Annotated in this window: 20 protein-coding genes; 11 read left to right on the top strand and 9 right to left on the bottom strand. The window is 67.5% G+C overall.

Going from position 1 to position 25821, the window contains the following annotated elements; translation table 11 throughout:
* Positions 1 to 61 precede the first annotated feature (61 nt).
* On the top strand, positions 62 to 274 hold the full coding sequence (locus tag HV786_RS17730; RefSeq protein ID WP_056319388.1) for a DUF1059 domain-containing protein: 213 nt from the start codon (positions 62 to 64) through the stop codon (positions 272 to 274).
* A gap of 94 nt (positions 275 to 368) precedes the next feature.
* Here the strand turns inward: HV786_RS17730 and HV786_RS17725 are convergent, their stop codons facing one another.
* Positions 369 to 3755, bottom strand: a complete 3387-nt coding sequence (locus HV786_RS17725) for a TM0106 family RecB-like putative nuclease (protein WP_254599491.1) — start codon at positions 3753 to 3755, stop codon at positions 369 to 371.
* A 261-nt stretch (positions 3756 to 4016) separates the two neighbouring features.
* Between HV786_RS17725 and HV786_RS17720 the strand changes: the two genes are divergently transcribed.
* Complete coding sequence (locus HV786_RS17720) at positions 4017 to 4808, top strand: Sir2 family NAD-dependent protein deacetylase (protein WP_175211412.1); 792 nt, start codon at positions 4017 to 4019, stop codon at positions 4806 to 4808.
* Here HV786_RS17720 and HV786_RS17715 read toward each other — a convergent pair.
* Together HV786_RS17715 and HV786_RS17710 are read right to left on the bottom strand one after the other, a co-directional pair.
* Positions 4805 to 5857 (bottom strand): helix-turn-helix transcriptional regulator, encoded by a 1053-nt coding sequence (locus tag HV786_RS17715; RefSeq protein ID WP_128827133.1) that lies wholly within the window; start codon positions 5855 to 5857, stop codon positions 4805 to 4807. The genes HV786_RS17720 and HV786_RS17715 overlap by 4 nt on opposite strands.
* Positions 5858 to 6030: 173 nt before the next feature.
* Complete coding sequence (locus HV786_RS17710) at positions 6031 to 7557, bottom strand: EAL domain-containing protein (protein WP_252869951.1); 1527 nt, start codon at positions 7555 to 7557, stop codon at positions 6031 to 6033.
* Positions 7558 to 7995: 438 nt separating this feature from the next.
* Here HV786_RS17710 and HV786_RS17705 point away from each other — a divergent pair, with 438 nt between their 5' ends.
* The 3 genes from HV786_RS17705 (at position 7996) to HV786_RS17695 (ending at position 11023) form a co-directional block, all read left to right on the top strand.
* A complete protein-coding gene (locus HV786_RS17705) occupies positions 7996 to 8928 on the top strand; it encodes an N-carbamoyl-D-amino-acid hydrolase (protein WP_128827142.1) in 933 nt (310 codons plus the stop codon).
* Positions 8929 to 9059: 131 nt separating this feature from the next.
* Entirely contained in the window at positions 9060 to 9995 is a 936-nt protein-coding gene (gene lhpI, locus HV786_RS17700; RefSeq protein WP_175211410.1) for a bifunctional Delta(1)-pyrroline-2-carboxylate/Delta(1)-piperideine-2-carboxylate reductase, read from the top strand.
* 47 nt (positions 9996 to 10042) lie between these two features.
* The gene (locus HV786_RS17695; RefSeq protein WP_175211408.1) at positions 10043 to 11023 is read left to right on the top strand and encodes a quinone oxidoreductase family protein; all 981 of its coding nucleotides are present in this window, start codon (positions 10043 to 10045) and stop codon (positions 11021 to 11023) included.
* A gap of 22 nt (positions 11024 to 11045) precedes the next feature.
* Here HV786_RS17695 and HV786_RS17690 read toward each other — a convergent pair whose 3' ends face one another.
* Complete coding sequence (locus HV786_RS17690) at positions 11046 to 11981, bottom strand: LysR family transcriptional regulator (RefSeq protein ID WP_175211406.1); 936 nt, start codon at positions 11979 to 11981, stop codon at positions 11046 to 11048.
* 96 nt (positions 11982 to 12077) lie between these two features.
* Here HV786_RS17690 and HV786_RS17685 point away from each other — a divergent pair, with 96 nt between their 5' ends.
* On the top strand, positions 12078 to 13298 hold the full coding sequence (locus HV786_RS17685; protein WP_152383194.1) for an MFS transporter: 1221 nt from the start codon (positions 12078 to 12080) through the stop codon (positions 13296 to 13298).
* A gap of 30 nt (positions 13299 to 13328) precedes the next feature.
* On the opposite strand, the gene HV786_RS17680 is transcribed toward HV786_RS17685, so the two are convergent.
* Positions 13329 to 14222, bottom strand: a complete 894-nt coding sequence (locus HV786_RS17680; RefSeq protein WP_128829021.1) for a DUF4261 domain-containing protein — start codon at positions 14220 to 14222, stop codon at positions 13329 to 13331.
* Between the two features lie 96 nt (positions 14223 to 14318).
* Complete coding sequence (locus HV786_RS17675; protein ID WP_128829020.1) at positions 14319 to 15221, bottom strand: LysR substrate-binding domain-containing protein; 903 nt, start codon at positions 15219 to 15221, stop codon at positions 14319 to 14321.
* A gap of 123 nt (positions 15222 to 15344) precedes the next feature.
* On the opposite strand from HV786_RS17675, the gene dkgB reads away from it, so the two are divergent.
* The gene (gene dkgB, locus HV786_RS17670) at positions 15345 to 16148 is read left to right on the top strand and encodes a 2,5-didehydrogluconate reductase DkgB (RefSeq protein WP_056319412.1); all 804 of its coding nucleotides are present in this window, start codon (positions 15345 to 15347) and stop codon (positions 16146 to 16148) included.
* A 111-nt stretch (positions 16149 to 16259) separates the two neighbouring features.
* Here dkgB and HV786_RS17665 read toward each other — a convergent pair whose 3' ends face one another.
* The 3 genes from HV786_RS17665 to HV786_RS17655 are packed head-to-tail and all read right to left on the bottom strand — an operon-like array spanning position 16260 to position 18156.
* Positions 16260 to 16916: a DUF799 domain-containing protein gene (locus tag HV786_RS17665; RefSeq protein WP_128829019.1), complete on the bottom strand. Its 657-nt coding sequence runs from the start codon at positions 16914 to 16916 to the stop codon at positions 16260 to 16262.
* Positions 16916 to 17467 carry a DUF4810 domain-containing protein gene (locus tag HV786_RS17660; RefSeq protein ID WP_175211403.1) on the bottom strand — a complete coding sequence of 184 codons (552 nt, stop codon included), beginning with the start codon at positions 17465 to 17467 and terminating at the stop codon, positions 16916 to 16918. The genes HV786_RS17665 and HV786_RS17660 overlap by 1 nt, the downstream gene beginning before the upstream one ends.
* A gap of 11 nt (positions 17468 to 17478) precedes the next feature.
* On the bottom strand, positions 17479 to 18156 hold the full coding sequence (locus HV786_RS17655) for a CsgG/HfaB family protein (protein ID WP_128829771.1): 678 nt from the start codon (positions 18154 to 18156) through the stop codon (positions 17479 to 17481).
* A gap of 367 nt (positions 18157 to 18523) precedes the next feature.
* On the opposite strand from HV786_RS17655, the gene HV786_RS17650 reads away from it, so the two are divergent.
* The 4 genes from HV786_RS17650 (at position 18524) to HV786_RS17635 (ending at position 25815) form a co-directional block, all read left to right on the top strand.
* On the top strand, positions 18524 to 19831 hold the full coding sequence (locus tag HV786_RS17650; protein WP_175211401.1) for a chloride channel protein: 1308 nt from the start codon (positions 18524 to 18526) through the stop codon (positions 19829 to 19831).
* A gap of 15 nt (positions 19832 to 19846) precedes the next feature.
* Entirely contained in the window at positions 19847 to 22114 is a 2268-nt protein-coding gene (locus HV786_RS17645) for an FdhF/YdeP family oxidoreductase (RefSeq protein ID WP_175211399.1), read from the top strand.
* A 198-nt stretch (positions 22115 to 22312) separates the two neighbouring features.
* Positions 22313 to 23764: a peptidoglycan recognition protein family protein gene (locus tag HV786_RS17640; protein WP_175211397.1), complete on the top strand. Its 1452-nt coding sequence runs from the start codon at positions 22313 to 22315 to the stop codon at positions 23762 to 23764.
* Between the two features lie 26 nt (positions 23765 to 23790).
* Positions 23791 to 25815 carry a C1 family peptidase gene (locus tag HV786_RS17635; RefSeq protein ID WP_128829772.1) on the top strand — a complete coding sequence of 675 codons (2025 nt, stop codon included), beginning with the start codon at positions 23791 to 23793 and terminating at the stop codon, positions 25813 to 25815.
* Positions 25816 to 25821: the final 6 nt, after the last annotated feature.

The raw sequence follows: 25821 nt of genomic DNA, 5'->3' as shown, positions 1-25821 counted from the left end.
CTGGCGCGTCTGCTGTTCCAACACGCAACCCCTTTGCGGGACATGCGAGAAGGAGAGCCTCATGACACGCAAGTACATCGATTGCCGCGAGTATCCGAGCGAGATGAACTGCTCGGTGGCCTTGTCCGCGGACTCGGACGAGGAACTGCTCGAAGCCGCGGTGCAGCACGCCACCACGGTGCACAAGCACGCAGACTCGCCTGAACTGCGCACGCAGCTCAAGTCTCTTTTCCACCACGGCACGCCGCCAGTCGAAGCGCCCCGCCGGGGCTGACGTCGTGCGCTGTTCGAGCCTTGCCGGCTGGGCGGTTCGCCCCGCCGGCAGGGCCCGCCTTTCTCAGGCAAGCCCCGGCACTTGGACCGGCGCGTTACGCTGGCTGACCGGCCTCGGCGACCCAGCATAGCGTGTTGACCAGCGCCATCTGCTCGGGCGTCTGGCATCGCACCGACAGCAGGGCGGGGCTGGCGACCAGGATCGCCAGCGACTTGGCCCGCGACACCGCCACATTCAGGCGGTTCCTGCTGAACAGGAATTCCATGTCGCGAGGCATCGTCTCGCCGCTGGAGGTGGCCATGGAAATGATCACCACCTGCGCCTCCTGGCCCTGGAACTTGTCGACCGTGCCCACCCGCGCGCCCTCGGGCAGCGCCTGCCGCAACGTATTGACCTGCACGTTGTAGGGCGCGACCACCAGCACGTCGTCGGGCGTGATGGGCACCGCGCGGCCCGTCTTGTCCAGATAACGCTGGCGCATCAGGCTGCCATACAGCGCGGCGACTTCGCGCGCTTCCTCGTCGCTGGACTGCGCGTTGCCCTCGTGCACGACCGGCACGTACCGGATGCCGCTGGCGGCCAGCGCGTCCGCGGCGTGCGCGCCCAGCACCAGGCCCTGCCCGGCCGCCGATTCCGCTGCGCGCAGCCGGCCGTCGTAGATGGCGTCCGAAATGAAGCCGCAGATCGCCGGGTGCATGCGGTACGAGGTGTCCAGGAAGATGCCGCGATCGGCCGCGATGGTGGCGTGGCCGTTCAGCAGGTATTCCAGCGTCGATTCGCCCGAGCGGCCGGGATGCGTGCCCTTGGTCGGCTGGCCCAACTGCATCTGATCGCCCAGCAGCACGATGTTGCGCGCGCATTGGCCCAGCGCCACCAGGTTCGCCAGACTGACCTGGCCCGCCTCGTCCACGAACAGGTAATCGAACTGCTGCTGAAAATCGGCCCGGCTAAAGAGCCACGCCGTGCCCGCCACCAGTTGATGGCGCGACAGGTCGATCTTGTCGTTGGCAAAGACGTCTTCGATGAATTCGCCGTTGAAACAGGAATCGTCGCCTTCCTTGCCCGACTTCTTGGCGCCGGTGAACGCCAGGCCCGCCTCGCGCGCGGCCTTTTCCAGGCCGGCGAGCAGGTTGTTGATGGCATGGTGGCTGTTGGACGTAACGGCGATGCGCTTGCCCTGGCGCAGCAGGTGCACCAGCACGCGCGACCCGGTGTAGGTCTTGCCCGCCCCCGGCGGCCCCTGCAGGAACAGCGTGGTCTCGTCCATGCGGCCGACGATGTCCACGACCTGGTCAAGCAGGTTCGCGCCCGGATCGGCCAGCGGGGTGCCGGGCGCCACGCCGGCGATGCGCGGCGGTTCATGCCGCAGCAGCGCGTCCACCGCCCGGAACGGCGTGCTGGCGCCATCGGCCGACGCCAGCAGCGCGTCGCCATAGCGGAACATGGCATTGGCCAGTTCGTCGATGCTGACCGGCCTGCCCGGCCCGAGCGACAGGCGCTGCGGCGGCGTGGCCTTGCGCGACACGGTGAAGGTGGCCACGCCGGCCCCCATATCGAGCGTCAACCGGCTGATGGCCGGCCCGCCGCGCACGTCCGCACAGGCCGATCCGGAGCGCAGCTTGGTCTGCTGCGCCGGGAAACGGTAGGTGTAGCGCAGCGATTGCGCCACGGGCTCGGGGGTCACGCTGTCGTCGCGCACCAGCCCGCCCAGGCATTCGTTGTCTTGCACCAGTTCGGCCTCGGTCGCCTCCATGCGGGCGAACATCGCCCACCACTCGGGCTTCTGCTCGCGGCGGTGAAAGTCCAGCAACTGGAAGACCAGCGCGCGATAGCGGTCGCGATTGGACCAGTGCGCTTCGTCGGCCGGCACGGGCCCGAGCAGCGCGGCGCGATACGGCTCCAGGCGCAGTTCGGCCTGCGTCTTTTCGCCGACCTGGAACCGGGCGGCATCGATCTCTTCCTGCGCGTCGCGGCGGTTCGCCCAGGGCATGCCGTCAGGACGCAGCGCGCACAGCCAGTCGCGCAGCTTGTACGTGGACAGCACATCGTCGCGGTTGTAGTCCGCAATGTCCTGAAGCAACTGCGCCTCGCCCGTGCGTTTCCAGCGTTCGTAATAGACGATGCTGGCGCCGGCATTGGTCACGCCGCCCTCACGCTGCGGCAGGTAGAAATGCTCGATGTTCTTGATCGAATAGCCCGGCTCGGACACGCGCACGCCTTCGCGCACGACCTGGTACAGGTCCACCAGCTTGTTCATGCGCAGCAGGTTGTCGACTTCGGCCTCGCGGGTCGCGTGAACCGACATCAGCCGCTTGATTGCCGTCGCCTCGTAGGGCGCGTAGTGGTAGATGTGCGCCTCGGGATGGCGGTGCAGGCGCGCCACCACGAAGTCGATGAAGGCTTCGAACGCCTGCTTTTCTTCGCTGCGGTTGTGCGCCCAGAACGGAACGAAGCGCTCCTGCCCGTCGTCGATGACGTACAGGCCAAACAGATACTCCAGCCCGCCTTCCTCAAGCGGATCGCCTTCCATGTCGAAGAACATGTCTCCCGGGTCCGGCTGCGGCATGCGTTCGAAACCGCGCGGCGCGGCGTCGTCCGGGTCCTTGGCGATGCGGTCCCAATGACGCCCCCCATCGGTCCGGGCGCGCAACTGCAGCGCCGCCTGCGCCCGCAGCTTGTGCAGGATGGCGGGCTCCATGCGCGCCACGGTGGCGTCCGGCGCCAGCGTGCCCAGCTGCGCCAGCGTGCGGATGCCCTGGGCGTTCAGCTTGCGGATCTGCTGCCGCGTGATGTTGGCGACCAGCGACAGATGATCGTCTTGCGCGCGGCGCGCCTTGCACAGCGGGTCCCAGCGGCACTGGGCGCATTTCTCGCAAGGGTCGGGATAGGTGGCGGCATCGTCGCGCTTGTCCACGTGCGCCTCGAAGCGGCGCATGACCTGGCGAAAATAATGCGCGTAGTCGGCCACGCGCAGGGATACCTCGCGGCCGCTGCCCAGCACCACATGCATGTACAGCGGCGCCGCGCCCTGCTCCAAGCCCAGCAGCCACGAATAGAACGAGAGCTGGATGGCGAACTTGGCGCGCGCCGAACGCGCCAGCTTGGTGTCGCTGGCCTCGTAGCTGTAGGCGCCCAGCCGCGACGGGCGCGCGGTCTTCTGCAGGAAGTCGGCATGGCCGAGATACCGGCCGTGACGAAACGCCGCCTGGTAGATGACGTCGGCGCCGTCGGCCATCGCCTCGCGCGTGCGGGCCAGACGCGCGGCCAGTCCGTCGCCCGCATCGCTCACGTCGACGATCCGCCGTCCGCTGGCGCGCAGGCGTTCCAGATACGCGCGTTCGTGGTCCAACCCTTTTTGCTGGATCAGTTCGAGCTGTTCGTCCTCTTCTGCTTGCGGCAACGGGTCGTCCAGATTGATCAGATCCAGCGTGGTGAGGTGCTCGCATTCCAGGAACGCCACCAGATCGGAAGCGGAAAACAAAAGGCGGTCGCCGTTTTTTTGCATGGTGCGGGAAGGAGCCGGTGCGATGGCGGAGGCCAAGAATAGCAAATGAAGCGGCGGCCATTATGCGGCCGGATAATCAAGTAATCGGCTGAAATACCGTCGCGATTGATTCAACCCCATTTTGTCCAAATACGCTCTCATAATCCGTTGTGTTTCAGAGAATGGAAGCGACATGCCTGGTTTGTTCGATACGATTATCTTCAGCCTTGATCGCGCGGTATTTGACGGGCGGCTCGCATGAAACTTCGCACAATCGATATTCCCGATTCCCTCGTGCAACTGCTGCGCGACGCGCGCCTTGTCGTCGTGCTGACGGGATCGGGCCTGAACCCCGCCAGCCGTCTGCCGCAAAGCCGGGATGGCATGCGCGGCCTGTGGGCCCGCTACGACGCCGCGGCGCTCGCCACCGACGTGGGATTCCGCAGGGATCCGGCGCTGGTGTGGGCCTGGCACGAGGAACGGCGGCGCCGGGCGCTCGCCGCCACGCCAAACGCGGCGCACCGCGCGATTGCCGCGCTGGCCGAGCGCGTGCCGGGCACATTCGTGGTGACGCAGAACGGCGACACGTTGCACGAACGCGCGGGCAGCCCGCGCATCCTGCACCTGCAAGGCCGGTTCGACCAGCCGCGATGTTCGGCCTGCGCCATGCCCCATACGCTGACGGCGCCGCCGGACGCGCCCGCGCGGCATGGCCCGTATCCCCCCGCGCCCGCCTGCCGCATCTGCGGCGGCCTGGTGCGTCCGGGCCGGCTGTGGCACGGCGAGGCCCCCGCACCCGCCGTGTGGCGGGTGGCCAAGGGACTGGCGGCCAACGCCGATCTGGTCCTGACGGCTGGCACGTCATGCCAGACGTCGGCGGCGGCCGAACTCTGCTACGAGGCGATGGGATACGGCGCGCAGCTTGTGCAGGTCAATCCCAACCCCACGATGCTCGATCGCGTGGCCAGCCACAACATCAGGGGGCCGGCCGAAAAGGTGCTGCCGCTGCTGCTGGCGCGCGCCTGGCCCGGACGATGCGGGGCGGGCTAGAGGTAGCGGCGCGCCAGTTCGCGCGCCTCGTGGGCAAAGCGGTTGCGAATGGCTTCGGGTTCCAGCACCTCGATCGAGGACGCGTGGCCGTGCAGCAATTGCCACAGCATGACGGATGGGCGCACGGTGGCCGTCAGCATGAAACCGTGCTCGTCCTCTTCGATCTGCTGATCGCCCGACAGCCAGAACTCGCGCAGCGGATGACGCCGCCGCCGGCCGTCGTCCATCATGGGTTCGGCGGCGTGCAGCCGGATCCGGGTTTCCTCGCCCGGATCGAAGTTCAAGGCTTCCTCGCGGCGCACGAAGTCCTGCAGGTCGAACGTGGGGTCCGGATCGGCCGGCTCGTCCAGCAGCCGCACCTCGGACAGCCTGTCCATGCGGAACAGGAATCGCCTGCCAGGCTGGCTTGGCCCCCACGCCACCATGTACAGCACGCCCGCGCGGTCGACCATCGCCAGCGGCGTCATCACGTAAAGGCGTTCGGCAGGCGTCTTTTCGCCAAAGGGCGTGTTGCGAAATGACAGTTTGCGGTTGTAGTACAGCGCGCCGCTGACCTGGCGGTAGACCTCGGCCGGCACCGTGGGCAGCACGATGGGATGCGTGCCGTCGATACGCAGGATCTTGCGCGCCCACTCATGCGCCGGTCCGATCGCGGGCTGGGAGCGATGCGTCTGCAGATATCGCCACGCGCTGTCGAAGGTGGCTTCCAGGTCGTCCAGCACGACGGCCGGCAGGTGGCGGTCGGCCACCTGCTTGAGCGCGCACATGGCCATCGCCATGTTGGCGTTCATGTTCTGGATGTGGAAATCGGTGCGCCGCAGGGTGCGGTACCAGAGCTTGCCGCGGGTGGCGCCCACACTGCCGACGCAATCGAGCTTGAGCAGCGTGCGGCGGATCTGCTTGTCGCCCGGCGCGGGGTTCAGCAGCGTCGCGAGCCGGTTGCGGATTTCCGCCATGCCCATGCCCATCTCCATCGCTTCGGCCTCTTCATCCTCGACATACGGCAGGATGCGCAGCAGGTTATCGACAAGCGTATGGTCCAGTCCCATGGCAGATACAACAAATTAACCCGTTAAACAACGCAGGCATTCTATCTGCAAAACCGGCCAATAATAATTTGGTGCGGTAAAGATAATGCCGGCGGCGCGCCAGGACGGAAGGTTCGGATTATGTCGGCTGTGCGCAAAATAAAATAGACATTCGACAAGCCGCCGCCAGCCTGTCACTCGGCGACGATGTCGGCCAAGGGCACCGGCCGGCCGAACAGCCAGCCTTGGCCCACCGCCGCGGGCTGGCGCGCAAGCAGATAGCTGGCCTGCGCTTCGGTTTCGATGCCCTCGATGATGAGGTTGATGCCCAGCTCGCGCGAGATGGCAATCACGTGGTCCACGATCAGGGTGCCCGCGTCCTCCGCGCCGATGGCGCTGGTGAAGCTGCGGTCCAGCTTGATCGCGTCGGCCTGCAGTTCGGCCAGGTAGTTCAGGTTCGAATGGCCCGTGCCGAAATCGTCGATGAATACCTTGAAACCCTTGCCGCGCAATGCCTTGACCATCGCCAGCACATGGCCGTCGGACAACGGCGTGCCCTCGGTAATCTCCAGCGCCACATTGGCGGGCATCAGGCCGCGCTCGCTGACCGCGTCCATCAGGAAGTTCCGGTAGCCCGCGTCCTTCAGGTCAGCCGCCGACACGTTGATGCTGACGTAGAGCGCCGGGTTGCACCGAAGGCGTTCGTGCAGATCGCGCAGCGCCTGCGACGTCACCAGCCGCGACAGCGCGCGGCCCAGTCCCATCGCCTCGGCCAGCGGCACGAACAGGATCGGCGAGACGTCGCGGCCGCGGGCGCGCCAACGCGCCAGCGCTTCGAAGCCGGCCAGTTGCCGCGTGGCGAGCTGGCGCAGCGGCTGGTAGTGGACCTGGATGTCGCCGGCCAGGATGGCCTTGCGCAGCTCGGTCCGGGCGCTGCCCGCATGCAGGCGCCACATGACGCAAAGGCCGGCCAGAAAGGCAAGCGCCAGGGCGCCGACGACCGACATCACCATCGCGGGAAGCTGGAACCAGGCATCGGACCGCAGCCGGGACACGACGCAGATATCGGGGCCGCCATCCGGCGCGCACAGCCAGGCGCGGCGCTCGGGCGCGAAGCCAAGACCGTCGCCGCCGTCGCCATCGGCGGGCACGTCCAGATCGTGCGCGCGGCCAAAGCGCCGGTACACGTGGCTGCCGTCACGCGTCACGATCTTGGCGTCGATGCCCGATCCCGGTTCGGGAAAGCCGTCGAAGGCGCCCGGCGCCGTGAACACGATGACGTCGCGCAGTGAAGCCATGTCGCCGATGATGCGGCGGTCAACGATATTGGCCGCGCCCACCCAGAGCTGCAGTCCGCTGGACACCGTGAACGCCGGCGGCGGCAGGGCCAGCGGCTCGGGCAGCTTGCCCCAGGCGGCCGAACAACGCAGCATGCCGCCCAGCGTGCGGCCGATGTCCCGGATGTAGGTGGAATTGAAGAGCAGCACGCGCAGGGTCGCCACGTCCGCATCCGAACACAGGGCGCCGCCCTGCGTGGCCGCGGCCATGAGGCGGTGGCCCTCCTGCGCCACGCGCAGCGCGTGCGCCAGCAGCCGGGTGTTATGCCCGGCAAGCCTGTCGTCGGCCTGGTTCAGCTCGATCTGGCGTCCAGCCAGCACCCCCGCGAGGAATCCAAGCGCCGACAACAACAACACGAAAGCCGCAATTCTGGGACGTGACATGGGGACCGGTGACACATGGGCGGCGCGTGGTGAGTCATTCTGCGCGTAAGGCAATGTAACCGAAGATTCACATCCTTAAACGTGAAATTCACCCCTGCGGACCCGCCAATTGTGGCTTTAGAAACGGCCCCCCGCCCCCCGCGCAGCCCTTGCCCGGAATGCCGGCCCGCGTGGCTTGGCGGCCCCTTCTACGGGGAAACCCGATATCAGAATTTGCGCGACGCCCATGATCCCGCGTTATGCACAGGTACGGACCAGCCCGCGGCCATGCCGAAATTCTCGAGGCAGATCAACGGGTTGCATCGGCGCTAGGGGCCGACTGCGCGCGCCCCGCGCGGGATCGGGCGCGGTATCGGATCGGCTCGGACCCGGGCATGCTTGCCGCCTTCGGCCTTTCATCTGGAGATTCCTGTGACCCCCTCTTCCCCGTCCCGCAAAATGGGCCTGGCCGTCGCTCAGATGGGCGCCGTCAATCTTGCCGATTCCCGCGCGGTGGTCGTGCGCCGCCTCGTCGAGATGATGCGCGAAGCTGCCGCCCGCCAGGCGGAATTCGTCGTGTTTCCCGAGCTGGCGCTGACGACGTTCTTTCCCCGCTACTGGATGGACGACGCCGAGGCGGTGGAGCGCTACTTCGAGAAGAGCATGCCCAACGCCGACGTGCAGCCGCTGTTCGACACGGCGCGCGAGCTGGGCATCGGCTTTTACCTGGGCTATGCCGAGCTGACGCCGCAAGGCCGTCAGTTCAACACCGCGATCCTCGTGGACCGCAGCGCCAAAATCATCGGCAAGTACCGCAAGATCCACCTGCCGGGCCACTCGGACCACAAGCCCGACGCCCCCTTCCAGCATCTGGAAAAGAAGTTCTTCGAGGTCGGCGACCTGGGCTTTGGCGTTTGGGAAACCAACGACGTGAAGATCGGCATGTGCCTGTGCAATGACCGGCGCTGGCCCGAGACCTACCGCGTCATGTCGCTGCAAAGCGCCGAGCTGATCGTGCTGGGCTACAACACGCCGTCGTTGAACATTCACTGGAACGAGCCCGCGCACCTGCGCACCACCACGCACGAGATCGTGCTGCAGGCCAGCGCCTACCAGAACGCGGTGTGGATCGGCGCGGCCGCCAAGTGCGGCTTTGAAGACGGTCATCACATGATCGGCAGCTCGATGATCGTGGCCCCGTCCGGCGAGATCGTGGCCCGCGCAAGCGGCGAGGAAGACGAGGTGATCACCGCCCGCATCGATCTCGCGCTGGGCCAGACGTTCCGCGACCACGTCTTCAATTTCGCCAAGCATCGCAGCCCGCATCACTACAAGCTCATCGTCGAGCGCACCGGCGCGGGCGACCCGCTGCCGCGGCCCGACGCCGACTGAGGCTGAGGGCGTCTTGCCGTACCCCGGATTGCCCGCGCCTGCGCGGGCAATTTCTTTTGGGTGCCGCCGCCGCCGCGCTGCTAGACTGCCCGGTGGCCCCTTGATTGACCGACCATGCAGGCAACGATCCGATGCGCTTAATCGACACCGAGCAGACCCGCAACGCCCTGTCCTTCGACACCGTCATTCCCGCCCTGCGGGACGCCTTCCGCGAAGGCGCCACGGTGCCCGCCCGCCACGTCCACGCCATCCATTCCGGCAACGCGAACGGCACCTCGCTCATCATGCCCGCGTGGAGCGAACGCGGATATTTAGGCGTGAAGATCATCAACATCTTCCCTGAGAACACGCATCAGGGCCTGCCCGGCCTGCACGCCACCTACAACCTGTACAGCGCCAGGACGGGGGTGCCGGTCGCGCACGTGGACGGCGACATCGTCACCGTGTACCGCACCGCCGGCGCCGCCGCGCTGGGCGCGGACTACCTTGCCCGCGCCGATGCCCGCACACTGCTCATCGTGGGCTCCGGACGCATCGCGGGACTGGTGGCGCAGGCCATGCGCACGGTACGCCCGATCGAGCGCGTGCTGGTCTGGAACGTGCGGCCAGCGGGGGCCGAGGCGCTGGCGGCTCGCCTGCGCGACGAGGGCTTCGATGCGCAAGCCGTGACCGACCTGCAGGCCGCCACCGGCCAGGCCGACATCGTCAGCTGCGCCACGCTGTCCACCGAACCGCTCATCCGCGGCGCGTGGCTGCGGCCCGGCACGCACCTGGACCTGATCGGCAGCTTCAAGCCCGAGATGCGCGAGACCGACCCGGCCTGCTTTGACGGCACCACGGTCTACGTGGACACCGACGAGGCGCCCACCAAGTCCGGCGACCTGCTGTCGGCGTTCGAGGCCGGCGTGCTGACGCGCGAGGGCATCGCCGGCAATCTGCACCAGCTCGCCGCGGGCGAACGTCCGGGTCGAAGCAACGATCAGGAAATCACGGTGTTCAAGGCCGTGGGCAGCGCGCTGGAAGACCTGACGCTGGCGACGCTGGTGTACGAATCCGCGAAGGACTGAAAGCCGGGCCCGCCGGCCCGCCAAAAAACACCCCAAGGAGACGACGCATGACGCAGGCACGTTCCATCCAGTTGACTGAATTTGGGGGCCCTGAAGTCATGCGGCTCGTCGACACCGCGCTGCCGCCCCCCGGGCCCGGCGAGGCGCAGCTGCGGCAGACAGCCATCGGTTTCAACTACATCGACATCTACCAGCGCGCGGGCAAGTATCCGCTGCCCACGCCCACGGGGCTGGGCCATGAAGCGGCCGGCGTGATCGAGGCGGTGGCCGAAGGCGTGACGGACCTGCGCGTGGGCGACCATGTGGTCTACATGAACGCCGGCGTGGGCGCGTACGCCGACCGGCGCAACGTGCCGGCCGCGAAACTGGTGAAGATCCCGGCGGGCATCTCCGACGAGGACGCCGCGGCCGTCTTCTTCAAGGCCATGACGGCGCAATACCTGGTCAAGAAGACCTACGCGGTCCAGCCCGGCGACATCGTGCTGGTGCATGCCGCCGCCGGCGGGGTGGGTCAGATCCTGAGCGGCTGGGCGCATGCGCTGGGCGCCACCGTCATCGGCACGGCCGGCTCCGCCGCCAAATGCGACGTGGCCCGCGCGGCCGGCTGCGATGCCGCCATCGACTACTCGCAGGACGACTGGGTCCAGCAGGTGATCGCGGCCACAGGCGGCAGGAAGGCGCGCGTCGTCTATGACTCGGTGGCCCGGCACACGTTCATGGGATCGCTGGACTGCGCGGCGCCGTTCGGCATGGTCGTGCTGTTCGGCGCGGCCTCCGGCCCGGCTCCGGCCATCGACCCCGAACTGCTGAACAAGAAAGGGTGCCTGTTCCTGACGCGTCCGTCCGTGTTTCCGCACAACGCGGATACGCAGACGTTCCGCGCCAATGCGGCGGACGTCTTTGACGCCATGCGAAGCGGCGCGGTCCGCGCGGCCATCGGTGCGCGCTACGGCCTGACGCAGATCCAGGACGCGCATCGCGCCGCCGAGCGCCGCGCCGTCACCGGCGCCATCGTCATCACGCCCTGACCGGCAGGCGCGAGGGCCGGCGTCAGTGTCCGGCCAGCTCCATCGGCAGATGCTCGCGCATGATCTCGATAAACCGCCGCAGCCGCGCCGGCTGAAAGCGCGACGGCGCATAGACCAGGAACACGGGCAGGGCATCGGCGCGCCATTGCGGCGCCAGGTGCACGAGGCGGCCGGCGGCCAGGTCGTCCTGCATGGCCCACGCGGATCCCAACGCAACGCCCAGCCCCTGGATGGCCGAATTACGCAGCGCGTGCAGGCCGTCGGTGGACAGGCGCGGCTGGATATCGAAGCTTTGCCTGTCGCCGCTGCCGCAATGCGTCAGGGTCACCTCGGTGCGATAGAAGGTGCGCAGCGCCAGCCACGGCAGTCGCGCCAGTTCCGGCGGGTCCTGCGGCACGGGCCCGCCGGCAAGCAGGTCCGGCGACGCCACGACGATGCGCGGCACCTCGCCCAGCTTCACGGCGATCACCGATGGATCCGTCACGGCCCCGACCCGGATCGCGCAATCGACGTTTTCGGCGATCAGGTCCGGCATGCGGTCGTGCAGCAGCCATTCCACCCGCATGTTCGGATAGCGCTTCAGGTACTTGGCCAGCGGTTCGATGAACTGGTCCTGGCCGAAGACGTGCGGCGCCACCACGCGCAGCATGCCGGCGGGCTCGTCGCCCGCGCCGCGCACCTCGCTTTCGAATGATTGAAAGGAGGCGAGCAGCTCCTTGCCGCGTTCATAGCAGCGCTGCCCATCTTCGGTCAGGCGGATGGCGTGGGTGGAGCGCTTGAGCAGCCGCACGCCCATCGTGCGTTCCAGCAATTGCAGGCGGCGGCTGACGGTGGGTTGCGTGCCGCCCATCTGGGCGGCGGCCGCCGACAAGCTGCCGGCCTCGACGATGCGCACGAAGGTTTCGATGAGCAGCATGCGGTCGGTGCCGGCGGCAACGGGGAGAGCGGGGGTGGTCATACGCCTATCGTATAACGGATGTACCCGAAGGTCGGCTACCAAAACCAGGGGTGAAAGCCCAGAATTTGCCCCGTACCAATGCCACCGGACACCACCATGTCATCCCCCATTTCCCACCCCTCCCTATCGCGCGGCCTGGTTTTCCTGCTGGCCGTGGGCGCCGGCCTGGGCGTCGCTTCCCTTTACTACAGCCAGCCGATGCTCGGCGTGCTGGGCGCGGACATCCACGCCAGCGCCGAGACGCTGGGCTGGATTCCGACGCTGACGCAGCTGGGCTACGCGTTCGGCATCCTGATGCTGGCGCCGCTGGGCGACCGGTATGACCGCAAGCGCATCATCCTGGTCAAGGCCGCCGTGCTGAGCCTGGCGCTGCTTCTGGCCGGCGCGTCTCCCACGATCGGTCTGCTGCTGGCCGCCAGCTTCGCCATCGGCCTGTCGGCCACGCTGGCCCAGGACATCGTGCCGGCCGCCGCCCACCTGGCGCCGGCCGAGCAGCGCGGCAAGATCGTCGGCACCGTCATGACGGGCCTCTTGCTGGGCATCCTGCTCTCGCGGGTGGTCAGCGGTTTCGTGGCCGAGCAGTTCGGCTGGCGCATGATGTTCGCGGCCGCCGCCGTCAGCATCGTGGCGCTGGGCGCAGCCCTGTGGCGCGGCCTGCCGCGTTTCGAACCGTCGACGCGGCTGGCCTACAGCGCGTTGCTGGGCTCGCTGCTGACGCTGTGGCGCCAGCATCCCGGCCTGCGCCGCGCCGCGACCGCGCAGGGCCTCTTGTCGCTGGGGTTCAGCGCCTTCTGGTCGACGCTGGCCGTGATGCTGCATGACGCGCCGTTCCACCTGGGCGCGGGCGCCGCCGGCGCGTTCGGCCTGGCTGGCGCAGCGGGCGCCCTGGCCGCGCCGCTGGCCGGCCGGGTGGCCGACACGCGGGGCCCGCTGGCCGTGGCCAGCCTGGGCGCCGGCCTGACGATGGTGTCGTTTGCCGCCATGATCTTCCTGCCCTTCCTGCCCCCTCACGCCGCGCTGTGGCTGATCGGCGGCGCCGCGGTCGGCTTCGACCTGGGCATCCAGACCTCGCTGATCGCGCATCAGAGCATCGTGTACGGCATCGACCCGGCCGCCCGCAGCCGCCTGAACGCCATCCTGATGACGGGCGTCTTCATCGGCATGGCCGCCGGCGGCGCGCTGGGCAGCCTGGCGCTGGCCCACTGGGGCTGGACCGGCGTGACGCTGACCGCCGCAGGCGCCGCAGCCGCCGCCCTGGCCCTGCGCCTGTGGCCCGCCAATAACCGCAACGGCGAGGCCAGCCGCTACGCGGCGTGAGGATCCCGGGCCGGCGCCGCTTCGCGGTGCTTAACCCGGCGTGTTGATCTGGTCGGCCGAGATGATCTCGGCCACCAGCACCTGCCCAGGGCCGTCCAGGAAATACTCTTCCTTGGCCGGCTCGCGCAGCTTCATGTAGGCGTCCTCGCCGATCTGCATGGTGTGGCCGGCGGCCAGTTCGGCGCCGCTTTCCAGCATGTAGCTCATGATGTTGTTGAACGTCGTCGAGTAGATTTCGCCTTCGTCGTGCCCTGCCGCCAGCGCGGCGAAGTCCGGCAGGCCGAAGGCATCGCCGCCGTACGTGCGCATCCATACGCCCTGCACGCCTTCGACTTCATACTTCACGAAACCGCAATACAGCATGTTCAGCGGCAGCGTGCGCAAGAGGTCCATGCTTTCCTCGCCCAGCGACTCGGCGGCAAACACGCCGGCCGGCAGCGACGTGTGCGCATGCTCGTTCAGGACGGCCAGCGCCTTGAAACCGGTCAATGCGCCGGCCACCGCCGCCAGCGCCACGTACTGTTCCAAGGGATCGGTCTCGAATCCCGCGTAGTACAGGATGATGTGGCTGGCGTGGGCGCGGACCTCGTCCTTCATCGCGGCGGGATAGTGCGATGGCGCGACGCAGGCCTCGAGCGCATCCTTGGGATAGGGCGCATTGAAGCCCACCAGCCGCACGACGTGCTTGTCCCAGCCGGCCATGCCCAGGAATTCCGGCATGTCGGGCGCGATTTCCGCGCGCGCCTTGGCCATCGTCGGATGGTAGGCGCGCAGCGCATCGGCCAGCGCCGCCTCGGTGATCGCGAGCGGTTCGGCAAACAGGACCTGCAGGCTCAACGGCTGCGCAATATCCGGGTTGGCCAACAAGGCGGCGGAATCGGCGGATTCCTCGTTGCGGCCGAAGAAGCGGGAGAAGATGCTCATACGTATCCAGGGTTCAAAACAAAACGGGGACAGTATAAGGACGCGCCCCGCGCCCCTGCCGCCGGGGTCGCCATTGGATACATCTTCGTTGGTCCGCTATTCCTCGAAGCCGCGCGTACCCACCGTTTCGACCACGAAGTCGATGAAGGACTTGATGCGCGAGGAGATCGCCGTGTTCCGGTAGTACACCGCGTTGATCGGCTGCCGGACTTCAAGCAGCTGCTTCACGAAGAGCGGCTGCAGCGCGCCGCTTTTGCGGTCCGCGCGCGTCATGAAGTCGGACAGGCACACAATGCCGCCGTCGTTCAGCGCCAGCTGGCGCAGCGTCTCGCCGCTGTAGGCGCGCACCTGCGGCTTGATGTGCACCGGCTGCCCGTCGGCATCGAGCAGCGGCCATTCGTTCAGCGCTTCCAGTTGCGCAAAGCCCAGCAACACGTGCGAGGCCAGGTCCGCCGCGCGGCGGGGCGTGCCGTGCCGCGCCAGATAACCCGGACTGGCCAGCACGCGCACCCGGCTCGTGCCCAAGGCCACCGCGTGCAGCGACGAGTCCTTCAATCGCCCGATCCGAAAGGCCAGGTCGGTGCGCCGCTCCAAGAGGTCGATATTGCCTTCGTTGCTGGTCAGTTCCAGCTCCACCTGCGGATAGCGCGTGCGATAGGCCGGCGCCAGCGGCGCGATGACGTGCAGCATGAAAGGCGAGGCGGCATCCACACGCAAGAGGCCGGCGGGCTGGTTGCGCCGCAGGTTCATCAGCTCTTCGGCCTCCTCGACCGAGGCAATGATGCGGCGCGCCTGCTCCAGGTAGGCCTTGCCTTCTTCGGTCAGCGCCAGACGCCGGGTCGTGCGCCGCATCAGCGTGGTCTGCAGCTTTTCTTCAAGCCGGCTCATGGTGCGGCTGGTTGCGGAAACGGTCTGGCCCAGCACCTCGGCGGCAGCGGTGATCGAGCCGCTGTCCACGATGGCGATGAAGACCTGCATTTCGTCGAGGGTGGTTTTCATAGTTGACGTTTTATCAAAAGTCTTTCGCCGATACCGGTATTTTTTTGCAAGGGTAGGGCGGGCACACTACCGCCATCCCCGGACCTCGCCGGCCCGGCCCCGTACACCCCCCAGGAGTTTTCCATGCCAATACCCGCCTTTGGCGTCGGCACCTTCCGCCTGCAAGGCCAGACCGTCATCGATTCCGTGCGCAACGCGCTGGACGTCGGCTACCGCGCGATCGACACGGCCCAGATCTACGAAAACGAGGCCGACGTCGGCCAGGCCATCGCGGAATCGAACGTGGCCCGCGCGGACCTCTACATCACCACCAAGATCTGGGTGCCCAACTACGCCAAGGACAAGCTCGTCCCCAGCCTGAAGGACAGCCTGGCCAAGCTGCGGACTGACTATGTGGACCTGACGCTGATCCATTGGCCCGCACCGGACAACGGTGTGTCCGTCGACGAATTCATGACGGCGCTGGCCGAGGCCAAGGCGCAGGGCCTGACGCGCCAGATCGGGATTTCCAACTTTCCCATCGCCGAGACGCGGGCCGCCATCGCCGCCGTGGGCCGCGACCAGATCGCCACCAACCAGATCGAGCTCAGCCCCTACCTGCAGAACCGCAAGCTCACCGCGTTCCTACAGGAAGCGGGCATCCCGGTGACTTCGTACATGACGCTGGCCTACGGCAAGGTGCTCAAGGATCCGGTCATCGGCCAGATCGCGCAGCGCCACGCGGCCACGCCCGCGCAGGTCGCACTGGCCTGGGCGTTGCAACTGGGTTATGCCGTGATCCCGTCGTCCACCAAGCGCGAAAACCTGGCCAGCAACCTGCTCGCCCAGGACCTGCGCCTGACGGACGAAGACATGGCGCAGATCGCCGCGCTGGAACGCAACGGCCGCGAAGTCAGCCCGGAAGGTCTGGCGGCGGACTGGGACTGAACCATCCGCACCGGCAAAGGCGCATGCAGCGCACGTGATCTCCCAGGCGTCGAAACAAAATCGCCCGCGCGCCGAAGTTGGCGCGCGGGCGTAAGCCGTCATCCGGTGGGTTTACTGTGCTTCGTAACGCGGCGAGCGCGGTCCGTACAAAATGCCGCCGGGGGTGCCGGCGCTGAGCAGCAGGTTGTTCGTCATGCCGGCCACGCTGTAGCTGCGGTCCGTCAGATTGTTGATCACCTGATCGACCACGGCCTGCACCAGCATGCCGATCAGGCCGCCGTTGCTGTTGTTGTTGGCGTGCACCACCTGCTTCGTGCCGCTCCACAGCTTGGCGCCGTTGCGCAGGTCGAGCAGTTCCGCGTCGATCGAGACCGTGACCGAGCTGGACAGGACCGCGTAGCTGGACCCATACTGCTTGACGGTCATGTACAGCGCCGCATCGGCGCCGAAGATCTCGCGCAGCTTGACGGCCGGCAGTTCATGGATATCGTCGGGCGAGGTCAGGCCGTTCTGTTTGAACGTCTCTTCCATGACGCCGACCGGAATGACGTAATAGCCGGATTCAGCGAGCGGGCGCGTGGCCTGCGAGAGCACGGCCGAGGTGGCCGCCACGTCCACCGACGTGTTCAGCGGCGGCAACACCAGGATCGACGCCGGCTTGCTTTCACGAAACGCGGTGTAGTCGACATGCTTCTGCGGCGGCGCCACGCAACCCGTCAACAGCGCCGCGAGGGCCACGAGGCCGGCACGCATGAGTTTGTTCATCATCACGATCCTTTCTTCAACGTGCCGGCTTCGGCGGGCGCGGCAGGGCTGGCAGGAGCGGGCGAACCTGCGGCGGGCGATCCCGCGGCGGGCGATCCCGCGGCAGGCGCCCCCGCGGCGGGCGCCCCCGCCGGCAAGCCCTCGCCCGTCGCGGCGACGGTCTGCGGCTTGCCCGCGTTGCGCAGCAGGAAGTCCATGAACGGCGCGGCTTCCGGGAAGGCGGCCTTCTCGCCCTGCATTTGCTCGACGCCCTTGTCGCCGTCGCCCATCTTCAGGTAGAGCATGCCCAGATGCGCGCGAAAGCCGGGCGGCAGCTCGGCGTTGGCCGCGCGCGCCGTCTCGATGTTCTTCTCCATGGCGAGCGTCTGCGTCGCGTAATCGCCGCCGTCGTCCTTCAGGTAGGCGTAGACCGAGCCCTCGTAGGACTGCCAGCTATACATGGACTTGGGCTGCTGTGCGCAGGCCGACAGCACGCCGGCCAGGCCCACGATCGCCAGTGCGCGGGCAACGCGCGCGCATGCGGCGCCACTGCGGGGATTGAAATGGTTTGCCATGCGCGCCTCCCTCAGTTGCGTGCGGGCTGCCAGGCGCCCTGCTCGATGCCGTCGACCAGACGGTCCACGGCTTCACGGATGGCCAGGTCCAGCACCTTGCCGTTCAGGGTGGAGTCGTAGCCGGCCGTGCCGCCAAAACCGACGACTTCACGGTTGGACAGGCTGTATTCGCCGGCACCCGAGGCGGAATAGACCACTTCCGAGGTCGTCGCATCCACCACGTTCAGGTCGACCTTGGCGTAAGCCACCTGCTCCTTGCCGCGGCCCAGGATGCCGAACAGTTGCTGGTCGCCGGTGACCTTGCGGCCGAAGGCCGTCACATCGCCCGTGACGACGTAGCGCGCGCCCTTGATCTGCGCGGCCTTCTTGTTGAACGCGGCTTCCCGCGCGATTTCGGACAGGTTGTCGCGGTCCATCACCTGGAATCGGCCGCTGCGCTGCAGGTGGCTGACCAGAATCGTCTTGGCTTGGCCGCCCAGCCGGTCCACGCCATCCGAGAACACGCCGCGCAGGTAGTTGGTGCGGTTGTCGAACTTGCCGACCGAAATGGGGCTGCGCACGCCCGCGTAGGGCTTGCTGGCGGCCGCGACGGCCGGCACGGCCAAGGCTTGCGAACGCTCGGTCGCGCAGCCGGCCATCACTCCCGACAACAGCGCCAGCGCGCCGATCTTCATCGCCTTGCTCAACATCGTTCTCTGGTAAAGCGCCACTTCTTCACTCCCGTTACGCGTGGGTCATCGAGGACGCGACGGTAGCAATGCCTCGAATCGGTTGAAATCGGACTGGGACTAAATGCTCCGCGTTGCTCTGCGTGGCGCCCGTCCATCGAATGGAACGGGAAGTATAAGTACTGAATTACTTGGATACTATTTGAAATAAAGCCGAAGTTTGGTCTGTATTTGACGGCAAGCAAGAGAATTCGGGATTAATGCCTAACCAATAGGTATGGGTTTTCGGCTGGTAATGGCCGCTTTGAAAGGAACGCCCCCTACACTGCCTCATCGCAATGCGCGCCTGGATGCATCGGCGCGCCAAACGACAGGAGCCCATCCTGGTATGAACGACCTGAAGCCCGATGATCCGTCCTGGCTGCGCCCGCGCTTTCTGCTCGCGGTGATCCTGACCGGCCTGTTCGCGGGGCTGGGCGGCATGTTGCTCGGAATGCTGCTCCATGCCGTGCAGCATCTGGCATATGGCTACGCCGAGGGCCAGATCGTCAACCACGAGACCTTCCTGGAAGGCGTGCAAGCCGCCAGCGGCGCGCGCCGCGTGATGGCGCTGGTGCTGTGCGGTGTAGCGGCCGGTGGCGGATGGTGGCTGATCCATCACTATGGCCGTCCTCTGGTCAGCGTGAAGGCGGCGGTGTCCGACACCACGCGCGGGATGCCTGCGCTGACGACGATGGCGCATGCCATCCTGCAGATCGTGACGGTGGGGCTGGGCTCGCCGCTGGGGCGCGAGGTGGCGCCGCGCGAAGTCGGCGCGTTGGCAGGCGGCCGATTGGCCGCGCTGCTGCGCCTGCCGCCCGCGCAGCACAGTCTCGTCATTGCCTGCGGCGCGGGCGCGGGGCTGGCCGCCGTGTACAACGTGCCGCTCGGCGCGACGCTCTTTGTCCTGGAAGTGCTGGTGGGGTCCTTCGCCTGGCCCGCCGGGGCCGCGGCGCTGGCGGCTTGCTGCATCGGCGCGGTGGTGGCCTGGGCGGGCTTGGGCAACGTGATCCAGTACGCCGTTCCTCCCATGCAGATCAGTTCCAGCCTTGTCGTCTGGGCCATCGTCGCCGGGCCTGTCTTCGGCTGCGCGGCCCACGTCTGGCAGCGCCTGACCGAAGCCGCGCGCCGCAATGCGGCCCGCGGCTGGCGGCTGCCCGTGGCGTGCCTGATCAATTTCACCCTGCTCGGGCTGCTGGCGATCTACCTGCCCGCGCTGCTGGGCAACGGCAAGGGGCCGGCGCAACTGAGCTTTGACAATGACCTGACCCTCGCCCTGGCGGCCACGCTGGCGCTGATGAAAGTGGCCGTCGTCGTCTGCACGCTGCGCGCCGGCGCGGCGGGCGGTCTGCTCACCCCGGCCGTTGCCGTGGGCGCGTCGATTGCGGTCGTGCTGGGCGGCCTGTGGAATATGGCCTGGCCCGACTCGCCGCCCGGCGCGTTTGCCGTCGTGGGCGCCGCCGCCTTTCTGGCCTCGTCGATGCGCATGCCGCTCACCGCGGTGGTGCTGATCCTGGAGTTCACCCGGGTCGACCAGGCCTTTCTCGTTCCCGTCATCGTGGCCGTGGCCGGCTCGGTGCTGGCAAGCCGTTACTGCGATGCGCGCGGCGCCCGGCTTGCCCCCGCCCCCGAAGCCGCCGCGCGCCACGCACCCTGAGTTCCGGAGATTCGCATGACCCAAGGCAAACCCGCAGGCATCCGCACCTACGACGCCCCCGCAGGCGGTTGGGGCGCCCTGAAGGCGACCGCGCAGGCGGTGGCCAACCAGATGCGCATCGCCGAGGCGCCCGCGCTGCTGTTGCGCACCAATAAGCCCGACGGCTTCGATTGCCCGGGCTGCGCATGGCCCGACAAGGCGCATACGTCGACGTTCCAGTTCTGTGAAAACGGCGCGAAGGCGGTGACGTGGGAAGCCACCCGCAAGCGCGTGACGCCCGAGTTCTTTGCCGCGCATCCGGTGGCCGAGCTGCTGACCTGGAGCGACCACGACCTGGAGAACGCCGGCCGCCTGACGCATCCGCTGGCCTACGACGCGGCCAGCGACACCTACCAGCCCATCGGATGGGACGACGCGTTCGCGCGCATCGGCCAGACGCTGGCCAGCCTGCCCGACCCGGACATGGCCGAGTTCTATACCTCGGGCCGCGCCTCCAACGAAGCGGCGTTCCTGTTCAGCCTGTACGCCCGCGAATTCGGCACCAACAATTTTCCCGACTGCTCCAACATGTGCCACGAGGCCACCAGCGTCGGGCTGCCCCAGGCCATCGGCATCGGCAAGGGCACGGTGTCGCTGGACGACTTCGATGTGTGCGACCTCATCATCTCGATGGGACACAACCCCGGCACGAACCATCCGCGCATGATGGGAACGCTGCACGAATGCGCGCGCCGCGGCGTGCCCATCATTGTGTTCAACCCGCTGCGCGAACGCTCCCTGGAGCGCTTTGCCGATCCGCAGGATCCGATCGAAATGGGCACGCTGGGCTCCACGCCCATCGCATCCACGTACTTCCAGGTCAAGGTTGGCGGCGACGCCGCCGCGCTCAAAGGCATCATGAAAGCGCTGATGAACGCGGACCGCGACGGGCGCAACACACTGGACCACGAATTCATTTCCCGGCACACCAACGGCTACGAAGCCTTCGCCAAGGACCTGGACGCCACGAGCTGGGCCGACATCGAACAGGCAAGCGGCCTGCGTCAGCGCGACCTGGAACAGGTGGCCGACGCCTACGCGCGTTCCAACGCCACCATCGTCACGTATGGCATGGGCATCACGCAGCATGAAAAGGGCACGAGCAACGTGCAGCAGATTGCGGCGCTGCTCTTGATGCGCGGCAACTTCGGCAAGCCGGGCGCGGGCATCTGCCCCTTGCGCGGGCACTCGAACGTGCAGGGCAACCGCACGGTCGGCATCACCGAAAAGATCGACCACACCATGTTCGACCACGTCGAACAGACCTTTGGCTTCCGGCCCCCGGAGCGGCCCGGCCATGATGCGGTGGAGGCCATGAAGGCCATGGCCGCGGGCCGCGCCAAGGCGCTGATCTGCCTGGGCGGCAATTTCGCGATCGCGCTGCCCGACACCGACGCCTGCGAGCGCGGCATGCGGCAGCTGGACCTGGCGGTGCATCTGAACACCAAGCTGAACCGCTCGCACCTGTTGATCGGCAAGCAGTCGATCATCCTGCCGGTGCTGGGCCGCACGGAAAGCGACGTGCAGGCGGGCGGGGCGCAATCGGTCACGGTGGAGGATTCGATGTCGATGGTGCACGCCTCGCGCGGCAAGCTGCTGCCGGCATCGAGGCACCTGCGGTCGGAACCGGCCATCATTGCCGGCATGGCGCAGGCGACGCTGCCGCGCAGCCGCGTCAACTGGGCGCATCTGATCGAGGACTACGACCGCATCCGCGACCTGATCGAAAAAATCTACCCGGATTTCCGTGACTACAACGCGCGCATCCGCATCCCCGGCGGCTTTCGCCTGCCGCTGCCCCCCACCGAGCGCATCTGGAAGACGGCCTCGGGCAAGGCAGAGTTCATTCCGTTCGCGGGGCTGCGCGAAGATCCCGACATCGTGGAAGGCAACATCCTCAGACTCACCACGCTACGCAGCCACGACCAGTACAACACCACCATCTACGGCCTGGATGACCGTTATCGCGGCGTGTTCGGCCGGCGCGACGTGCTGTTCATGAACGCGGCCGATCTGGCGCGCCACGGCATCGCCCACGGCGACGCGGTTGAAATCGTCACCAGCCTGCCGGGCCAGACGCACCGTCGCCTGCGGCTGACAGCCATCAAGCACGACATTGCGGCCGGCTCGGTGGGCGCGTACTACCCGGAGGCAAACAACCTGTGCCCGCTGGATTACCAGGACACGGCGAGCGGCACGCCCAGCTACAAATCGATTCCGGTGCGCATCCGCAAGGCAGCGTGAACGCCGCGCCTCATCCGTCTGGACGAGCACAACCGGGGCCGGATGATGCATAAGCACCATTGCACATTCAAGGATTAATACTTTCGGCTACTAGCAAGGCGGATGAGGTCCGCATATATATCCCTGCAATGGGCGCCGCATCATCGTCGTCATGTCGTCTTGCCAAGAACACCCGCGCCCGTTCCGAGGAGACCATCGATGGCACGATGTCCATTCGCGACGTGGCGGCCCATATCGGGATCGTCCGGGCCTCACCTTGGCGGCCCTTTCAAGATCGTCCATCACACCACGGAAGGCAGCACCGCGCAGGGCGCGATGGACGCGTTCCGCCGCAACCGATCCGACCCCCACTTCACGGTCGATGCCACGACGATCTTCCAGCACGTCGACACCGCCGAAGGCGCGCGGGCGCTGCGCAACGATGCGGGCGGCGTCCAGACCAACCGCGATTCGGCCGTGCAGATCGAGCTGGTGGGCTTTGCGCACCTGCCCAAGGACAGCCGGGCGCTGACCAACCTGGCGCGTCTGTGCCGCTGGATCGAAGCGCAGCACGGCATCCCCCGCAAGTGGCCCTCGGGCCGCCCGTTGCCGGCCAAGAACGGCAAGGACCCCGGCGGCCATAACCGCGATGCCACCATCTGGGACTCGCAGAGCGGGCACTACGGCCATTGCCATGTCCCCGAAAACACGCACTGGGACCCGGCCTATTCCGCCGCGGAAGCCGACTTCATCCTGGCCGCCACGTTCTCCGAGGACGGCGCGCTGGTATCGCCGGCCCCGCCGCCGCGCCCCGCGGGCCGCGCGTCCAAACGCGCCGCGCCCACCTCGACCATGCCGGACCACGGCGTCAACGCGGTTGGTATCCACGGCTATCTGAATGACCTGGCGGTGCAGACGCTGGAGCCGCCCGGCATGCCCGTCGCGCGGCGGCGCACGCCCGCCAAACGTTCGGGCGCCGTGCTGCGTGCCGGCGCCGCGGGCAAGACCGCGCGGCAGGCGCCGCAGGCCAGCATCAACGCCGGCAGCGTGCTGTCGTTTGCAGCGGGCCTGCAGGAACAGGAACGCGGCGACGTGCTGTATTCGCTGCAGCTGGCGCAACGCGCAGCCAGCGCCGCCCACGACCGATTCACCCAATCGCAGGCCTGGTATCAGACCTACGTGGAAGTGCTGGAGAACCTGGGGTGGACCAGCGGGCAAATGCACTTTACCCATCACGAGGAAGACGAGCGCGAGTTCCGCATGGACCAGGTGGCCGTCGACCTGCTGCTGGCCGTCGCGCGGCGCGATCAGCTGGCGGTGCTGGACCAGGCGGTGTCCGCGCTGGGCCAGCTGGCCGAAGACGACGACACCGTAAAGCTCTTCGACTTTCACGCCTCGTCGCAGTCGGGAGGCAACTTCCAGCTGGGCGCCGTGCAGCGCGATCGCGGCGGCGGGCTGTCGATGGCGCTGGGCGCCTACTACTTTCGCGCCGTGGACAGCCGCAAGCGTTTCCTGTTTGCGCAGTGGGGCGCGCGGCAGGTGAACTTTTGGGCCTGCGCGCAGCGCCTGACGCTGAACGCCGCCCTGTATGAACAGCTGCGCGACGACGTGCAGGCCAAGCTGGCCGCCGACGCGCCGCGCTACATCGCCAGCTTGAAGCTGGCGTCCTAGCCGGCGGCCGGCATTGGGAGAACGACATGGCGACCCGAAAGGCGGCAGCGCGCACGGCGGCCAAGCCCGCGGCCAAGAAGAAGGGCAAGCGCGTGGCGCAAGCGTCCGCCGCGGCGCCGGAAGATCCTGCCCCGAAGGCCCGCAAGCGCCGCAAGCAGGATGACGCCCCGGCCGCGCGGCTCTTCGAGCGGTCCGCCAAGCCCGATGCCTTCGACGCGCGCGACATCCTGTTCCGGCCCAACATTTCCGTCACGCCCAAGGCGGAAATGATTCCCGTGATGGGCCTGACGGTAAAGCACCAGGGCGCCACGTCGGCGTGCACGGGGTTCGCCCTATCCACCGTGGTCGAATACCTGCTGCGCAAGTCCGAGCGCGACACGCGCCCTGCGATCTCGCCTTTCATGCTGTATTCGATGGCCAGGCGCTACGACGAATTCCCCGGGTCGGTCGACGACAGCGGCTCCAGCCTGCGCGGCGCCTTGAAAGGCTGGTTCCGGCACGGCGCCTGCGCGCAGGCGTTATTCCCCACGCTCGACATGCCCCCGGCGGCCAAACGCCCCGAAGACGACTGGTGGCTGGACGCGGTCAAGCGCCCGCTCGGGGCCTACTACCGCATCGACACGCGCAGCATCGTCGAGATGCACGCCGCGCTGAACGAGGTCGGCATCCTGTACGCCAGCGCGGGCTGCCACGACGGCTGGGACGACGGCCACGGCGTCACCCCGCACGACGATGAGCCCACGCCCGTCACGCGGCCGTTCTGGGTGATTCCGGCCACCGGCCAGGAAACGGCGATGCAGGGCCACGCCTTCGTCATCGTGGGCTACACGCAGGACGGTTTCCTGATCCAGAACTCCTGGGGCGAGGAATGGGGCACGCACGGCATGGCCGTGCTGACGTACGACGACTGGCTGCGCAATGCGATGGACTGCTGGGTCGTGCAACTGGGCGTTGTCACGCACGAACACGAACGGATCTCGAACAGCATCAGCCTGCGCACCGAAGGGCAGAAGGTGACGCTGGCCGCCGGCAAGGTGCTGCGCGACCGGGAGCTCACGCCGTTCATCGTCAACGTGGGCAACAACGGCAAGCTCAGCAACAGCGGCGCGTTTCGCACCACGCCCGACGACCTGCGCGCCATCGTGGACGTGCACATGAGCGCGGCGCGCGAGCGCTGGAACCTGAAGGACAAGCCGATGGACGTGTGCGTGTACGCGCACGGCGGGCTGGTCGGCGAGAACGATGCGGCCGAAGCCGCCGCCGAATGGATCCCGCTGCTCTACGACAGCCAGATCTTTCCCGTCTTCCTGATGTGGGAAACGGATTTCATCACCACCGTCAGGAACATCATCCGGGACGCCGCGAGCGACGTGCCGCGCACCACTGGCGGCATCGGCGAGCGGCTGGAACGCTGGTGGAACCAGCGGCTTGAGCGCTGGCTGGCGCGGCCCGGCACGGTGATCTGGGGCGAGATGAAGCAGAACGCCGAAGCCATGAGCGAACCGGTCCGCGACGGCGGCGAAGAGGCCGCGATGATCCTGCTGTACAAGCACTTCAAGGCGCACGTCGCGCGCGGCCGCGTGCGCCTGCACATCGTGGGCCATTCGGCCGGCGCGATCGTCGCCAGCCACTTCGTCAAGCGCCTGACCGCCGACGGCGGAGAGCTGGAGTCGCTGAGCCTGATGGCGCCCGCGGTCAGGCTGCAGACCTTCAAGGACCTGGTCGTGCCGCACCTGGGCAGCCGCGTGAAGCGCTACCAGCAGTTCCATCTGTCGGACCGCGCCGAAGAGGACGATCCCACCTGCGGCCCGTACCGGCGATCGCTGCTGTATCTGGTCAGCGAATCGTTCGAGGGCGGCACCACGACACCGCTGCTTGGCATGGAGCGCTATTTCCGGGATGCCGGCATTGCCTGCGACGCGCTCCACGTGTCGCCCGAGGGCAGCGCGCCGGCCAACGCCCGTGTCCTGCCCGTGGCGTCCAGCACACATGGCGGATTCGACAACGACAAGGGCACGCAACAGCAGGTCATCGCGTTCATCAAGCGGTGACCGCGG

It is taken from the genome of Achromobacter mucicolens (assembly GCF_902859725.1).
GTDB classification, from domain to species: Bacteria; Pseudomonadota; Gammaproteobacteria; order Burkholderiales; family Burkholderiaceae_B; genus Achromobacter; species Achromobacter mucicolens.
Note: the sequence above shows the minus strand (reverse complement) of the source record. Positions and strands in the feature narration are given on the sequence as shown.